The sequence below is a fragment of the Desulfosporosinus burensis genome (genome assembly GCF_054657535.1).
On sequence record NZ_BAAHYN010000015.1, the window covers coordinates 70,537 to 84,803 of the forward strand.

Here is a 14,267-nt window from a genome sequence, read left to right on the forward strand (position 1 = left end):
ATTTCTACAACACTTGAATCACTTTGTTTCCCTTATAGCTTTTCTCAAGGTTCTTGACTAGTAGGATTTACTTCATCCCAACCATCTCCTTTGAGATCATTGTACTTTCAAAGCAAAAAGAAAATCAACCGTTCGGTTGATTTAGAAAGTTGATTTTTCGTAAAGAACGCTTTCTCGGAAATGGCACCTCTTTGTTTTGGGTGTGGAGAGCTTGAAGGAAAAATTCGGCGCTTCTCTTAGCGATAGGGCCTTTTATTCGATAGGTTTGCCCCGCGGGCTAGTAACCTTTGCATGCGTTCGACTTGAGCTTCATTTAAATCAAGTTGTTCTTCCCACTCGTTCGGATCAGCTTCAAAAAACTTCCTTGGATACTTCAAGGTCGAATGACTTAGTTTCTCAGACATTGCGTTCCATTCTGAAGAGCTTAAAGGTTTTAAATCCATATTCTTTTCTATAGGTAAACCAACGTTACTAGCCAGTAACAGAATTGCTTGGCTGTCAACAGACAAACTTATTGTAATTCAATATCACCTCCTCCAGATGTTGAAGCAATTGCAAAAGGAATTACCGGACCGCACCCGGCCTGGCGTAATAAATTTCCGCATATAGTCATTGTCCAACGTGAATCAATCATATCATCAACGAGAAGAACTGGGTCAGCCATAACCACTCCTTGAACAGAAAACGCTCCGAGAACATTGGACGCCTGTTGTATCCTATTCTGCATGATTTTCTGCTCAGGGGTTTCCCTAGTTTTAACTAACACTGGATGAAAAGGTATTCCTAGCTTTCGTGCAAGCCTCTGTGCAAAATCAGGGACTAACAAAACGCGCGAGATCTAGGTTCCAGGGATTAACCGTTCTAAAATAGGTACTCTTGTTTTTAGCTATAATTCCGTCAATCTCTAAAACCTTTATACATCTTTCGATTCGCCCTTTACTCAAATTTGCGAGTTTAAGTATCTCATTTATCGTTAGACCATGATCAGATTCCTCAATCAAGTGAACAATTCGAACCATTTCACCAGACGTCGGAAACGCAGAGTTAATAAAGTATTCCCCTATTTCGTCATCTTCAGCTATATATTATGAAAATTAATAGTAGTGGAAAATAAATAAAAGCTGGAATGCCCGAACATCCCAGCTTTACAACAAATTAAACCAATAAAGTCTCGATTTGAGTCTTAATTTCTTTGGCTAGCTCCACGAATTTCGGACTTAAGTCAAAGAGGCTTTGACCTGTGAGATCAGCCTGTACTGCTATAGGGTCATAGGGTAGATATCCTAAGATCGGAATAAAGTTCATTTCCCTTTGAATATCTTCCATCTGACCGGGGTGGACTTTATTAATAACGGCATATACCTGGTTAACCCCAATGTCTTTGGCAAGTTTAACGACTGCATGAGCAGTCTCAAAACTCCGTTTGCCTGGTTCGACGACAACGATAAAAGCATCCACCCCACCCGCCGTTCCGCGCCCGAAATGTTCCAAACCAGCCTCCATGTCCACAATGACGGTTTCGTCTCGTTCTAAGACCATATGCTCTAACAAATTGCGTAATAAAGTGCTCTCAGGGCAGGCACAGCCCGATCCGCCCAAGGTTACTGAACCCATCCGCAAAAGTTTAATTCCGTTATGCTTAGCCACATAAGTGTCTGGAATGTCATCCACGTAAGGATTGATGCTAAACATTGCCCCGATTGAGCCTGGTTCTGCACCGGTGCGCTCCCTAATTAACTTTGCTTCCTTAGAAATTGGAGTGAGCTCTGCGAGTAGCTTGGGAGGAAATCCTAGCGCAGTCCCCAAATTTGCATCTGGGTCAGCATCAACCGCAAGGACATGCTGCCCATCTTGGGCATATAAATGGCATAGAAGAGAGGCCAAGGTGGTTTTACCCACCCCGCCTTTACCGGAAACAGCGATTTTTATACTCTTATTAGTTACGCTCATTTTGTTGTTTTCCTTCCCATTATTAATGACTTAAAACTAACAAAATTCTGTTGGTTAGAACTCCAGCTCGGGGCTTTGCAACCCTAATGCCGTTCGTTTCTTAATAATTCGTTGGAGTAATACATGAGCCGCTTTGATGGGGTCTTCTTCATAAATCAACTTGCCACCGAACAGTTCATCCGTTGTTACTGCAAAATCCCCTTTATCACCTGTCAAAGCATTCTCTACAAAGGGTGAACCGCTAATGGGAGCGTTGAGACCGATATGAACATCGACGCCCTGGGCTATAAAGAACGTGCCAATTGACAAAGCTTTCGGACTATGAGGTTCTGGGCTCGATCCAGCAACCGGTAAATCGCGAACGCCTACACCTACTCGATTGGCCAAGGCAACCAGTAAATCATCGATGCGGGAGTTATCTACGCAGCTTCCCATATGCCATGCCGGAGGCAACGACGTGAGTCCATTCGCCTCGCCGATTGTTTTCAGCACGTTAGCGAGCTTCGGACCGCAATACTCAATGCCCTCCGGAGACAGAAGACCGAATTTGCCTAGAGAGTGTGCCGAGCAGCCAGTTGCTACAATTAAAACATTATGCTTTAAAAGTTCTTTTGCTAATTCTGTATTCGCCCAGTCTTGTTTCAATCGCGGATTGGTACACCCAACAATAGCTACCACACCTAAGATATCCCCATCTGTGAGCGCTTGGATAACGGGTTGGAGTGGATCTTCCTGATTGATCTTGGAAAGTACTTCAATGATTTGTTCCACGGAAAAGCCAGCATAAGCTTCAACGGTTCCTTTTGGTATTTGTAGTTTAACCATATCGCGTTCTGTATAACGGCCTAATGCTTTGCGAACAATTTCCTCGCCCATCTTATCAGCCTTAGCCGGAGTAAACTCAACGTGGCTAGATCCTTCAATTTTAATGTTGGGCAGGGTGGAAATTAATTCCGTGTGATAACATTCGGCAACTTTTTGCAAGCCTGGCATGATACATTGGGCATCGACAACCATCGCTTCTAAAGCCCCTGTCACAATTGCCAACTCTTGGCTAGCAAAGTTGGTTGCCACGGAAACCCCTTGCCTCATTAATAATTCATTGGCACTGCAGCATATCCCGATGACATTAATACCTTGGGCTCCTAAAGATTTTGCCTCTCCGTTTAGTTTTCGGCTCCATTCCACCACTTTTTCTGAAACCATTGGAATATGTCCATGAACCGCAATATTAACATAATCCTCTTTTATGACTCCCATATTATATTGGGCCTTGACTAACTTTGGGGTGCCGAAAAGAACGTCCGAAAGATCGGTTGAGAGGTGTAATCCGTCATACCCTTCAACAAGAGCCATCGTCATAACTCCAAGGAGGAGGTTGAGTGGATCACTGTCACAGCCCATGGCAGCCTTATTGATGGCATTGGCAATCTCCAAGTGAGCATTGCGAGGTAAAATATTTAATTTCTCCCAAGTTTCAACGGACTTGGCATGGGCACGTAAACCCAGCCAGGTGGCTACCCCAGTCTGTTTCTGAAAATCTTGCAAGGCTATTAACGCAACTTCCTTTGCCACTTCGTTTGTACTCTTGCCTTCAGGAGTTAGGCCCAAGTCAAGCGCGATTTTCCATAACTTATCTTTCCCTTTAATTTCGTAAGGCGCTATGCCTTCTGCAGCTTCTAAAAGAGTGAGTGTCACTTCACGGGCATGTTCGACATGGGGTGTCGCACCATCGACGATCAGTGTCAGCAGGTTGCGAGCAACAATTTGATCAGCCGTTGCACCACAGACCCCTCGTTTCACCCCTTTTTCACCAAAACTTACACGGCAAGGTCCCATCATGCAGCGTCGGCAACAAACCCCAGCTAAGCCAAACTTACAGTGAGGTTCTTGTTGCTTTGCTCGATCAAAGGCTGTCTCTATCCCTTCATCCTTTGCTTTCAAGAGAAGTTCCTGTACCCCGGTATCAATTGTCAGATCTGTTGCTAAAAAGGTTTTGATCATAATTTCCTCCTAAAATTAAATGATTGCTTTCATAACCGAACTCAACAGTTCAACTATTCTGATTATAGAAGATAAAAAATAAGAAAACCGTCAGGATGCTGATGGTTTTCTTATTTCACATACAATTCTTTAGTTTTAGTTTTCTTCCATACTGTCTTGCAAAGCTTGAATATCTCTAATGACAAACGATTTGCGGTTTAGAGTTAAGATATCTGCTTTTTGCCAACGGTTAAGGAATGTAGAGGCAGTTTGCCGGGATGTTCCTACTGCAGAAGCTATCTCTTCGAGTGTTAAACCTAAGTTCACTAGGGTACCTTGTTCAGTAGGCTGTCCTTTTTCCCTAGCCACTTGTATCAAAAAGTTCGCTAACCGTTTACCGACATCGCGAAAAACAAGGTTTTCTATGATTCCAAGAGTGTTTCCCAAGCTTTCTCCTAAGACTTTGACCATGCTAATCAAAATCACCGGATCTTTTAGCATAAAGCCGCGAAAGACTTTAATGTCGATGGTCCAGACAATCGTTTCTTCCATTGCTTCGGCAAAAGTGCCCGAATGGCTACTATAGACATCTCCAGGTTCTAAGAAGGCGATCGTAAACTCTTTTCCGTCTGGATAACTGAGATATATTCTAACTTTACCTTTAAGGAGAATTAAAATAAAATCCGCTTGCTTCTCCGGGGAAAAAATAGATTCTTTTTTTCGAAATGAACGTTCATGGGCAGATTGATTGAGGGTTAGTATATGTTGTTCGCTCAATGCCTTAAGCAGGGGGATTTTAAGCAATTCATCAATGTCAATTTGAGACAGCTTAGGTTTCATTGTTATCCCCTTTTTCATACCTTTTATTTTATCAGCTAGAGCATATGATATTGCACAAGGATTGTCAACGACGCTCACCCTCATGACTTGCAGCAAAGCCAATTCATGCAACTCAACCAACAGATCCAGCCTCATTTTTTGTTTAATACGTTAAATGCCATTACCAGTCTGGGACGATTAGGACGCCTAGAGGACTCGGTCAAAGCCGTGGAAAATCTGTCTCTTTTTCTAAGATACAACTATATGGAAAAAGAACCGCTGGTGACCTTTGAAAAAGAGTTGCAGCATACGGAAAACTATCTTTGTATCCAAAAGACTCGTTTTGGGGAAAAACTCCAAGCCGTGATTGAAATTGACTCCAAGGCCAGAGATACTCTACTTCCTCCCTAGTCGCCGGTTATGCTCTGCAGGAAATCCTGCCCATCTTGCCTTTTTGGGGCTGGATTGCCCTCTTTGTCATTATTAACACCGTAGTAAACTTTCGCGGGATTGAACTTATCGCCAAAACCAATATCGGACTACTGATTTTCGAACTGTTCGTCCTGGTTGCCTTTGTGGTGATGGCCTTTGTGGCCGTTTTAAAAGGGGCCGGGCAGGGTTTCACCCTGGACCCCATTTGGAAACCAGAAGGCTTCAACATGGATATGGTCATGGCGGCTACCTCCCTGGCAGTCTTAAGTTTTCTGGGCTTTGACGCGATCAGTACCCTGTCAGAAGAAGCCAAAGAACCCCAGAAGATCGTGGGTAGAGCCACCGTGACGGCCTTAATTCTCGTTGGCGGACTCTTCGTGCTCCAAACTTACTTGGCTGGATTGCTCTGGCCAGATCACACCACCTTCCAAAACCCTGACACTGCCTTCTACTCAGTCGCTCAAGTCGCCGGAGGAAACTGGCTCAGGATTCTGGTCGCTCTGGGAACGGCCGTGGCTTGGGGTATCGGGGATGGACTCGTGGCTCAGGCGGCAATCTCCCGTCTGCTCTACAGCATGTCCCGTGACAAGATGATGCCCGCTTTCCTAAGTAAGGTTCATCCCAAATACCAAACTCCTTATATGAGCACTCTCTTTGTGGCCTTTATCGCGATTGCCATCGGTGCACTTCTTAGCATGGATCTCCTGACCTCCATGGTTAACTTCGGAGCTCTAACCGGTTTCATGTTCCTGCATGCTTCCGTCGTAATCCACTACGTGATCAGAGGCAAGAAAACAGATTTAGCCTCCTTGTTCAAATACCTCCTCCTGCCAGTCATAGGCTTCATTATCATCTTCTATGTCTGCATGAGTCTACAGAGCCAAGCCAAGGTTGTCGGCTTCAGTTGGCTCGCCATAGGCTTCGTGTACACTGCCTATAAAACTAAGTTCTTTAAAGAAAAACCACCTGCTTTTAGATAAACTGCTTATAAATTACCCATTAATACGAACAACAAGGCTAGAGGATTACTGATCCCTCTAGCCTTGTTTGTTAGTGATCAACATTATTCTCATAAACTCTTCCAAGAGCGATGATAGGAAATGATTTTCAAAGGACAACTGTTACGCAAAGGAAATTACTGGTATAATAATCTTGGGATGGTGATTAATATGATTTTTGATAGTAAACCCTTCGATTTCAAGTTCATTCGCGAAAGGCTGAAGGATTTACCTCAGTCATTAGTAGGCTTAGAGCAACAAATCAGTGCTGTGCTACTCTTTGGCTCATTAGCTACGAACAAAGAAACCCCCTTAAGCGATGTTGATCTGGCTATTCTGTATCATAAAAATCTTAGTCTAAATGAACTCAACAAGCTCCATATCCACGTCATGGGAATAATAACTGACTTACTTCAATCGGATGATATTGATGTGATTAACTTAAACATCGCTCCTCTAACCATACAGTATGGAGCAATAAAACAATCGAAAATACTTTTACTTAACAACCGAGAAGAATACATCGATTATTGGGAACAAACGGTAAAGTATTATCTGGATTTCAAACCATTACTCGATGAATGCAACGATACATTACTTGAAACTCTTTCAGGGAGGTAACACAGTTTATGGATGAAAAACTTGCTTTCCAAATGCGTCAAATCTCCAAGTATCACGGACGATTGAAGGAAGTCGCTCAAACATCCCGCGAAGATTATATGAATAATTCTATACTACAAAGTGCAACTGAGCGTTATCTGCAGTTATGTATCGAATCCTGTATCAATGTTGGGAATCGTCTTATTTCCATGCTTCAAGTGGATCAGCAATTCGAGGCTCCCAAAACTTATGCCGATGTTTTCCGACAATTAGAAAAACATCGAATAACTGAGGACTTAGAACCTGCTATGATCGAAATTACTAAATTTCGCAACCGGTTAGTCCATGTCTATTGGGATATATCTCCTGAGGTAGTCTATAATATTATTCATGACAATCTCGAAGACGTTAACCAGTATCTCAAGCAAATTGCCCTCTATGTAACAGAGAATAATCTCTAGAAGAGATTATTCAAAACACAGATCTGTAGGAATCGTGCTGGAAAAGCCACACACCGTGTTGATTATTCACGTTCAAATGATTCAAGCTGACTGAACCAACCATTGGGAGATAATGCTTCATCGCTAACATTATTTCTCTCCCCCAAAAGCTCTTTGCAAAGGCCCATCATAAGTTGACCACGCAATCCGTTCGCATTACCCTGCTCAAACTGCGAAAGCATATAGGAAAGCGCCTCCTCACCCCCATGTTTTAGGACCTCGTTTGTCAACACGTTACTTGGCTTAATCAATTTATCCTAAACACAGACATAAAAACGGGGACGTGTCGAAAAGTTTCGATACGTCCCTCTTCGTCTGGATGAAACGAATCCAGCGTGATACCTCTATCGCAATTTCTCAAAAATGTTCCCGGCCGTCCATTTTCAATCATGTTAACATAGTCGCCGATCATTCAGGAGAACTCAGTCAGTTTTTCAATAATATTCCTATTTTATTAATAAAAATGAAGGATATTTGGATATTGCTAAAGAATTTTATGGTGTGAGGTGATCTTCAAGGGCGGTGATTTTTATGAGGGATGAGAAAACAGACGAAGTATTAAGAAAATATCGGTTTCATCTAGAAGAATTGCTTCTGGAAGGCACTAATGAATTGAGAGTTTCCAACGAGCAACTTCAGAAGGATATTACTGAACGAAAGCGGGCTGAAGTGGCATTAAGGAAAGATCGCAGTCAGTTACTAGAGCAACTTTCTTTCGCCAGTGCTTTAAATCGTATTGCAGAAACTATTATTAACAAAGATGATACCTATAATATCTTGCAAACCATGACTGAAATTATTGGTTCTACCATGTGTGTTGATCGTGCTTTTATCTAGCCCTTATGCTTTTGACGGTTCGGGAGACCTCCTACACATAGCGATGAAGGTTAAAAGCGGCCTCGAGTGTTATTCCGTCTGGTGAGATTAAACCTGATTGGTCAAATGGCTGCAGGCATCGCCCATGAAATCAGGAATCCGATGACCACAGTAAAAGGATTCCTACAGCTGCTGAGCGGTAAAAAAGAATACGAACACAATGCAAACTATTTTAGTCTTATGGTTAGTGAACTGGATAGGGCAAATTCGATAATTACAGATTTCCTTTCCCTTGTCAAAACCAAACCTGTCGACCTAAAGAGGCAAAACCTCAATCAAATTTTAGAAAGCCTGAATCCGTTGATTCAAGCAGATGCTATGGTTGCCGATATAAGTGTGGAACTTGAATTAAGCAGGATCGTAGACCTGTTACTAGACGACAAGGAAATTCGGCAACTCATCTTTAACCTTGTCCGTAATGGCTTTGAGGCGATGACTCCTGGCGGGAAACTAATTATTAGAACATACATGGAGAATAATCGGGTCGTTTTAGTTGTCCAGGATCAAGGTAATGGGATTAATGACAGGGACGTTAGCAAAGTTGGCACTCCTTTTTTTACGACCAAAGATAATGGAACTGGCTTAGGTCTAGCAACATGTTATAGCATTGTTGCTAGGCATAAGGCCATAATTAGTTTTAACTCTGCTCCAACAGGTACTACCTTCTATATTAAGTTTGAGATATGCTAAGCCCACTGAACTTCTCGTTCATCCATCGTAAAGGCTAGCGAAGATTTTTCAATGGCTGACAGAAAGCGCACCCGTACGAAAAGCCGATTTTCCTTCAGGAGAACCGGCTTTCGGTTACACTTACCTATGAAATTTGATTGGCGTTTCTGACTCTGCACCCGTATGTCTGATCTCCCCAGGGGTACGTGAGAATTTTGTTGTAACATTCGGCATGCTTTTTAATAATTGCAAATAATATTATGTACGATATGATGAGAGGCGGTTTATTGCCTCTCATCTTTTTAATTCTCCGAATGCTGCGCGGGTTTGTTAAGGCACCTCATATGACACTTAATTAGAGTCAGTTGCTAACACCTATTATTTGGATACAAAGCGATTACCCTGTACCCAAAAACGCCATGGATAGTGTATAGCTTCCCTACTGTTATTAATCCCTATTCTTGGACCAACCGCAATGGATTCAATTTCTTTTCCTTCTGCGAGAAAAAGTGGATACTCAAACATCGCTCTCCCGTAATCTTCCTTTACTATACCAAGGGACTTCGTTAATTTTCCTGGTCCATTTGTTAGCTCTAGTTCCTTTTTCCCTTTTTCGCGACGTTGATACATCAGGTCAATTCCGCAACATGGTTCTAGAGCTCTAATTAATACCGCCTCTGGGTGCCCAATCTCCCCACTCACCACATTAATAAGGCAATGGGTATGCATAACATAAGTATAGATATACCCGGGTGGTCCAAACATTACTTCAGTCCTTATAGTCCTTCGGTTTTCGAAACTATGGGCCGCACGATCTTCTGGTCCAATGTAGGCTTCGGTTTCTACAATCCATCCCGAAGCTATACCTAACTCAGTTTCCTTCACAAGCAATTTCCCCAACATAGCACGAGCTAAACTAATCGTGGGTTGTTGGAAAAAAGAATAGTTTATCGGTTGAAATGCCATAGTCGTTACCCCACTATTTAATTACAGTCATCAATATACCATTTTTGCCCGCTACTTCCCATAATATTCATAGGGTTGTTCTTTAAAAGAACCATTTGGGCTAAAAGAAACCTCGTGTGCAGTTTGTAACCACTCTTCCATAAAGCGTTTAACTGTGAGTGGGTCTAACCCGAGTCTGCATATAACACCTTCTAAACTATGAACAGTGGCTGTAATCATGACATATCGCTCCCATCCACTATGTTATTTACACATATGTACGCTTTATAATTAGAAATACACTTCTCAAGTGAAGCACTCTCACAGCTTCCTAAGCATATGCTCATTCCATCAAGCCAAATTTAGTTTTTATCCGGTCTAGCTTTTTTAGCCAAGGTTTTGCCAACACAAAAAGAAAGATTAGGGTTGATACTGCATGAGTAAAATCAAACCAAAAACTTGATATGTAAGCTGCTACTATAGCTTGCCAGGTAATAGGATTGATAAATCCGATAATAAACCAGAGATTCATGACCCATCCAAAGGCAAACCCTGATAATAGTCCATAGGTGGATAAGCTTAATTTTCCTTTGAAAAAACCTGCATTTTTCAATACTCCTGCGACAAAACCGATCATCCCCCAACAGAACATTTGCCACGGGGTCCATGGACCTTGTCCAAAAAATATATTCGAGGCTACCGCAGCTGTAGCACCTGTCAAAAATCCCGCCTCAGGTCCGAACGCCATAGCTGTTATTATTATAATTGCTGATGTCGGCTTAAAATTGGGAATTGGGGCAAAAGCAACCCGTCCTAAGGCCGCAAGCGCAGCCATGACAGCAATAACAACCAATTCTCTGGCTTCCGGCCTACGTCTTTCAAACCTTAAGAAAAAGGGAACCATCGCTACGATCATAAATATCACACTTAATAAACCGTAGTTCTTATCCCCACTTAACGTAGATAGCACCAACAATAACGGTAATAAAATGATTAACATTATTTTTACTACTTTTATGTATTTGCTTATACGCTTATCTTGCATAGTGCAATCACGTCCTCACAAGTCACTGCCTTGGGGAATATTCCTCTGGCCATCCGGTTGGCAGCGGTCGTATAAAAATTGTTTCCTGCAAAAAACTCCTTCGCTTTTCCTTCTGATACAATCTCCCCGTCAAACATCATGGCACATTGATCAGCATACTCCGCCGCAAATTCGATATCATGAGTTACAATAACTATCGCAACATCTTGGCTACCTAACTTTTTCAAGATTTCACCTAATTCTTCCTTAGACTCTGCATCAAGCCCCTTTGTCGGCTCATCTAATAACACTATTTTGGGATCTAATAGTAATAACTTGGCGAGTGCCACTTTTTGCTGCTCTCCACCACTTAAATCATACGGATGCCGTTCAAAAAATTTAGTGATTCTCAATTCTATGGCAATCCTGTCAATTTCAGTGCTTAGAGTCTCCTTATCCAGTCTAAGCATCGTTGCCGCCTCTTCCAGATCCCCTAAGACGGTATCGCAAACAAATAAAGCCGTTGGATTTTGAGGTAAGAGAGCAAGATTGTTTCGATAAAGTTCTTTAGCTTGGAAAGCCTCTATTTTTTTACCATTAATGACAACCTTTCCTCTATACTGTTTTAGTAATCCTGAAATCACGCCTAGCATTGTCGTTTTACCGGTTCCGTTGCCACCTAACACACAGAGTATTTCCCCCGAGTAGGCCTTAAGCGAAAATCCCCGCAAAATGTCATTCCCTGCCTTTGAATACTTAAACCATATTTCTTCAGCTGCTATGACAGGCTTTTGCTTTTGCTTTTGAGCTCGATCATTCACTTGATCATCAAAGACTTTCTCAACCGGAATCATATATTCAGCGAGCCATTTTCTCCCGTCCCGCACGCTTAAAGGACAATGATTGCCCAACCTTATCTCGCTATAAATCCGAATTGCAGACGGCAATCCTTTAAACATAGTCTGTTTATGATGACTATTGGCTAATAGTTTGGCTGTTTGCTCTGGTGTATCAAAACAAACGATTACTCCTTTTTCCATGACTACAATTCTATCGGCCATAAGGAATACTTCTTCAAGTCTATGTTCTGTTAAAATGACGGTAACTGCTAATTCTCTATTTATTTTGGCGATCGTTGCTAAAAAATCTTGAGCCGCAATGGGATCGAGCTGAGCCGTTGGTTCGTCCAAGATTAACAGCTTTGGTTGCATGGCCATCACCGAGGCTAAATTCAAGAGTTGTTTTTGTCCGCCGGACAATTCATCAACGGATTTTCTAAACCAGCCATCGATGCCAAAGAAGCTGGCCATTTCTGCCACCTTACGACGAATTTCGGACGTACTTAGCCCTAAATTTTCAAGACCAAACGCCAATTCATGCCAAACGGTATCTGTCACCAGCTGAGTTTCGGGATTCTGCATCACAAATCCAATTTCAGAGGCTGCCCTTCTTTGATCTAATTTCTCAATATCTACCCCTCTATAATATACCGTCCCTGTCTTACTGCCATGCGGTGTGATCTCACGCTTCATATGCCGCAAAAGGGTGCTCTTACCACAGCCTGACTCGCCACATACTAAAATAAGCTCGCCTTCCTTAATCTCTAAAGTTACACTTTCCAGGGCTTTTTCCTGGGTATTAGGATAGGAAAAGCTCAAGTTTTCTATTTGTAAGCACGCCATTTGCAGCTCTCCCTTACTTCGATAATAATCGGTAAAAACGCTAATACAGCAAATACTATATATAGGACAATAGCCTGGGGTGATAAATTCAAAGGCCTGATTGACGGATAAAATTGCATTGTCCCATATCCTGAAAAATACCCCGCAAAGCATATGCCCGCTAGTACGCTAATCAAGCCTAATACCAAGCCATCCCGCTTATCAAATTTGAAGAGTGAAAATGTCGTTCTATTTTTTAGTCCATACCCTCTAGCCTTCATTGAATCTGCCGTTTCAATCGCATCCTCCATTGACCAGCTCAGCAGTATGGATATGACTCTCATTCCTTTTTTTACTCTCTCGCTTAGACTTCCTGTCCTTTGATCCAACCCTATTGTATGTTGAGCATTAGATATAGTTTTCAGTTGATATTTCAACTTGGAAATCATGCGAAGGGTCATTGTAATCAGCAGGGCTACCGCCGGAGTCAGCTTGGCAAACAAATATAAAAATTTATCCGATGTAATGACTTTACTGTAACAAGAGAACCAGGCCAGAATGGCGATCAACGACGACGCTGAACATATTCCATACAGCATAGCTTCTAAGGTAATGGGATTGTCCATGAAGAAAAACAACGTTGTTCTTCCTCGATGATTAAATAAAGGATTGCTAACTGCGATTAATAAGAACATGGGGAGGTAAACTAAGAAACTTAACTTCACGCCCCTTCCCCCATTCAAAATAAAAGAAAAAATAAGGGCTGAAATGAAGGTTACCCCCAAAAAAACCGGGTGCATAAAAAGCATCGTAAATGCTACCATTACTGCAAAAAATACAAAGCTTACTGCTGGATGAAACGCTGAGAATGCTCTGTTCAATGTTTCACTCTCCCGATCACTTCTGTCCTAAATCTTTGCCCATATTACAGGTATAATTCCATTCAATGGTGTCCCCATTTTTAAGCTTAGTTTGGTTACACCCATAGTTCGCATATAATTTGTTGACACAATACATCCATCCGCTTAAAGGTCCGCCGTCAAGCTCATAAAGATTATTAATCCCTTTAATATAAGCTGTTCCATTGGAACCTTCATACTGCATCTGAATATTATTTTCGCGAACAACAATCTTCAATACATCAAACACAGTTTCTCCCTCTTTAAGCTCTACTTTTGTGGGAGGCAAAATAACTCCATTAGCAGGAACGACATCTTTAAAGTTTTCCTGCTTGTCGAGACCTTTAGCAGCTGCAGTAGAACAGTTGATGACAATAGTTACTGCTGGCTTGTCTGTATTTTCAGGTTGTATTGGAATCGGCACTTGAATGGTCGGCGTTTGCGCAGAAGGATTAGCTTTAATAGTCGTCGTGGGTTCCACAGTGGTTTTGGGGGTATTTTCTTGAGTTTGGGCGCTATCTATTGTTTTAGGCAGCTCTGCTTTAATGGGTTGTTCAACTTGGGATTTACTGCTACCTGATGAATCATTTTTGTTTTCTGACCCAAGAGAAGTATTGCTTGATACCTTATTCACGCTGTCCTTAGGCAACCCTGATGCAGCTTGCTTATCTACGCCACACCCCGTTAAAAGAAGAGCCACTACTAACAGAAACATGGCAAGAAACGATGCTAGCTTTTTCAAATTATAATCCTTCCCTCACACATCTTCTTATATATGAGGGTCCATATGGATCATGATCATAGCTTATCTAATCGTTAACGGACCCTCATATATTACGCACTCTATTACTCCTGTCCTAAATCGTTACCCCTACCACAGCAGGTTTAGCTTCCAGCAAATGATATAACAT

At 42.0% G+C, this 14,267-nt stretch carries 18 protein-coding genes and 1 pseudogene; 6 read left to right on the top strand and 13 right to left on the bottom strand.

Annotation, left to right across the window (positions count from 1 at the left end):
* Positions 1–236: 236 nt before the first annotated feature.
* The 6 genes from ACYQ3Q_RS23045 to ACYQ3Q_RS23070 form a co-directional block, all read right to left on the bottom strand.
* The gene (locus ACYQ3Q_RS23045) at positions 237–509 is read right to left on the bottom strand and encodes a hypothetical protein (RefSeq protein ID WP_459930797.1); all 273 of its coding nucleotides are present in this window, start codon (positions 507–509) and stop codon (positions 237–239) included.
* Between the two features lie 2 nt (positions 510–511).
* On the bottom strand, positions 512–727 hold the full coding sequence (locus tag ACYQ3Q_RS23050) for a hypothetical protein (protein ID WP_459930798.1): 216 nt from the start codon (positions 725–727) through the stop codon (positions 512–514).
* Between the two features lie 85 nt (positions 728–812).
* Positions 813–1,019, bottom strand: coding sequence for a hypothetical protein (locus ACYQ3Q_RS23055; protein ID WP_459930799.1), 207 nt, complete (start codon positions 1,017–1,019; stop codon positions 813–815).
* Between the two features lie 136 nt (positions 1,020–1,155).
* On the bottom strand, positions 1,156–1,950 hold the full coding sequence (locus tag ACYQ3Q_RS23060) for an ATP-binding protein (RefSeq protein ID WP_459930800.1): 795 nt from the start codon (positions 1,948–1,950) through the stop codon (positions 1,156–1,158).
* A gap of 54 nt (positions 1,951–2,004) precedes the next feature.
* Entirely contained in the window at positions 2,005–3,954 is a 1,950-nt protein-coding gene (gene cooS / locus ACYQ3Q_RS23065; protein WP_459930801.1) for an anaerobic carbon-monoxide dehydrogenase catalytic subunit, read from the bottom strand.
* Between the two features lie 135 nt (positions 3,955–4,089).
* On the bottom strand, positions 4,090–4,893 hold the full coding sequence (locus tag ACYQ3Q_RS23070; RefSeq protein ID WP_459930802.1) for a Crp/Fnr family transcriptional regulator: 804 nt from the start codon (positions 4,891–4,893) through the stop codon (positions 4,090–4,092).
* Between ACYQ3Q_RS23070 and ACYQ3Q_RS23075 the strand changes: the two genes are divergently transcribed.
* The 4 genes and pseudogenes from ACYQ3Q_RS23075 (at position 4,879) to hepT (ending at position 7,243) form a co-directional block, all read left to right on the top strand.
* The gene (locus ACYQ3Q_RS23075) at positions 4,879–5,163 is read left to right on the top strand and encodes a sensor histidine kinase (protein WP_459930803.1); all 285 of its coding nucleotides are present in this window, start codon (positions 4,879–4,881) and stop codon (positions 5,161–5,163) included. The genes ACYQ3Q_RS23070 and ACYQ3Q_RS23075 overlap by 15 nt on opposite strands.
* Before the next feature lie 11 nt (positions 5,164–5,174).
* Positions 5,175–6,164 (top strand): annotated as a pseudogene (locus tag ACYQ3Q_RS23080) (APC family permease); the annotation flags it as partial.
* Positions 6,165–6,353: 189 nt separating this feature from the next.
* Positions 6,354–6,803 carry a type VII toxin-antitoxin system MntA family adenylyltransferase antitoxin gene (gene mntA, locus ACYQ3Q_RS23085; RefSeq protein ID WP_459930804.1) on the top strand — a complete coding sequence of 150 codons (450 nt, stop codon included), beginning with the start codon at positions 6,354–6,356 and terminating at the stop codon, positions 6,801–6,803.
* An 8-nt stretch (positions 6,804–6,811) separates the two neighbouring features.
* The gene (hepT, locus tag ACYQ3Q_RS23090; RefSeq protein ID WP_459930805.1) at positions 6,812–7,243 is read left to right on the top strand and encodes a type VII toxin-antitoxin system HepT family RNase toxin; all 432 of its coding nucleotides are present in this window, start codon (positions 6,812–6,814) and stop codon (positions 7,241–7,243) included.
* A 62-nt stretch (positions 7,244–7,305) separates the two neighbouring features.
* Here the strand turns inward: hepT and ACYQ3Q_RS23095 are convergent, their stop codons facing one another.
* On the bottom strand, positions 7,306–7,464 hold the full coding sequence (locus ACYQ3Q_RS23095; protein WP_459930806.1) for a hypothetical protein: 159 nt from the start codon (positions 7,462–7,464) through the stop codon (positions 7,306–7,308).
* Between the two features lie 349 nt (positions 7,465–7,813).
* Between ACYQ3Q_RS23095 and ACYQ3Q_RS23100 the strand changes: the two genes are divergently transcribed.
* Both ACYQ3Q_RS23100 and ACYQ3Q_RS23105 read left to right on the top strand, forming a co-directional pair.
* Positions 7,814–8,119: a hypothetical protein gene (locus ACYQ3Q_RS23100; protein WP_459930807.1), complete on the top strand. Its 306-nt coding sequence runs from the start codon at positions 7,814–7,816 to the stop codon at positions 8,117–8,119.
* Positions 8,120–8,200: 81 nt separating this feature from the next.
* A complete protein-coding gene (locus ACYQ3Q_RS23105; RefSeq protein WP_459930808.1) occupies positions 8,201–8,848 on the top strand; it encodes an ATP-binding protein in 648 nt (215 codons plus the stop codon).
* A 357-nt stretch (positions 8,849–9,205) separates the two neighbouring features.
* Here the strand turns inward: ACYQ3Q_RS23105 and ACYQ3Q_RS23110 are convergent, their stop codons facing one another.
* The 6 genes from ACYQ3Q_RS23110 to ACYQ3Q_RS23135 form a co-directional block, all read right to left on the bottom strand.
* Positions 9,206–9,793, bottom strand: coding sequence for a DNA-3-methyladenine glycosylase (locus ACYQ3Q_RS23110; protein ID WP_459930809.1), 588 nt, complete (start codon positions 9,791–9,793; stop codon positions 9,206–9,208).
* 51 nt (positions 9,794–9,844) lie between these two features.
* The gene (locus ACYQ3Q_RS23115) at positions 9,845–10,012 is read right to left on the bottom strand and encodes a hypothetical protein (protein WP_459930810.1); all 168 of its coding nucleotides are present in this window, start codon (positions 10,010–10,012) and stop codon (positions 9,845–9,847) included.
* Between the two features lie 103 nt (positions 10,013–10,115).
* Positions 10,116–10,772 (bottom strand): ECF transporter S component, encoded by a 657-nt coding sequence (locus ACYQ3Q_RS23120; RefSeq protein WP_459930811.1) that lies wholly within the window; start codon positions 10,770–10,772, stop codon positions 10,116–10,118.
* Positions 10,773–10,798: 26 nt separating this feature from the next.
* A complete protein-coding gene (locus ACYQ3Q_RS23125) occupies positions 10,799–12,478 on the bottom strand; it encodes an ABC transporter ATP-binding protein (RefSeq protein WP_459930812.1) in 1,680 nt (559 codons plus the stop codon).
* The gene (locus ACYQ3Q_RS23130; RefSeq protein WP_459930813.1) at positions 12,460–13,338 is read right to left on the bottom strand and encodes an energy-coupling factor transporter transmembrane component T; all 879 of its coding nucleotides are present in this window, start codon (positions 13,336–13,338) and stop codon (positions 12,460–12,462) included. Before ACYQ3Q_RS23130 ends, ACYQ3Q_RS23125 begins: the two co-directional genes overlap by 19 nt.
* Before the next feature lie 16 nt (positions 13,339–13,354).
* Positions 13,355–14,098 carry a DUF4430 domain-containing protein gene (locus ACYQ3Q_RS23135; protein WP_459930814.1) on the bottom strand — a complete coding sequence of 248 codons (744 nt, stop codon included), beginning with the start codon at positions 14,096–14,098 and terminating at the stop codon, positions 13,355–13,357.
* Between the last annotated feature and the right edge of the window lie 169 nt (positions 14,099–14,267).

Bases quoted from the DNA above. Each gene is read 5' to 3' on its own strand.
- ACYQ3Q_RS23050 (WP_459930798.1), bottom strand. From the start codon at position 727: ATGCAGAATAGGATACAACAGGCGTCCAATGTTCTCGGAGCGTTTTCT.
- ACYQ3Q_RS23055 (WP_459930799.1), bottom strand. From the start codon at position 1,019: ATGGTTCGAATTGTTCACTTGATTGAGGAATCTGATCATGGTCTAACG.
- ACYQ3Q_RS23060 (WP_459930800.1), bottom strand. From the start codon at position 1,950: ATGAGCGTAACTAATAAGAGTATAAAAATCGCTGTTTCCGGTAAAGGC.
- cooS (WP_459930801.1), bottom strand. From the start codon at position 3,954: ATGATCAAAACCTTTTTAGCAACAGATCTGACAATTGATACCGGGGTA.
- ACYQ3Q_RS23075 (WP_459930803.1), top strand. From the start codon at position 4,879: ATGCAACTCAACCAACAGATCCAGCCTCATTTTTTGTTTAATACGTTA.
- mntA (WP_459930804.1), top strand. From the start codon at position 6,354: ATGATTTTTGATAGTAAACCCTTCGATTTCAAGTTCATTCGCGAAAGG.
- hepT (WP_459930805.1), top strand. From the start codon at position 6,812: ATGGATGAAAAACTTGCTTTCCAAATGCGTCAAATCTCCAAGTATCAC.
- ACYQ3Q_RS23095 (WP_459930806.1), bottom strand. From the start codon at position 7,464: ATGCTTTCGCAGTTTGAGCAGGGTAATGCGAACGGATTGCGTGGTCAA.
- ACYQ3Q_RS23100 (WP_459930807.1), top strand. From the start codon at position 7,814: ATGAGGGATGAGAAAACAGACGAAGTATTAAGAAAATATCGGTTTCAT.
- ACYQ3Q_RS23110 (WP_459930809.1), bottom strand. From the start codon at position 9,793: ATGGCATTTCAACCGATAAACTATTCTTTTTTCCAACAACCCACGATT.
- ACYQ3Q_RS23115 (WP_459930810.1), bottom strand. From the start codon at position 10,012: ATGATTACAGCCACTGTTCATAGTTTAGAAGGTGTTATATGCAGACTC.
- ACYQ3Q_RS23120 (WP_459930811.1), bottom strand. From the start codon at position 10,772: ATGTTAATCATTTTATTACCGTTATTGTTGGTGCTATCTACGTTAAGT.
- ACYQ3Q_RS23125 (WP_459930812.1), bottom strand. From the start codon at position 12,478: ATGGCGTGCTTACAAATAGAAAACTTGAGCTTTTCCTATCCTAATACC.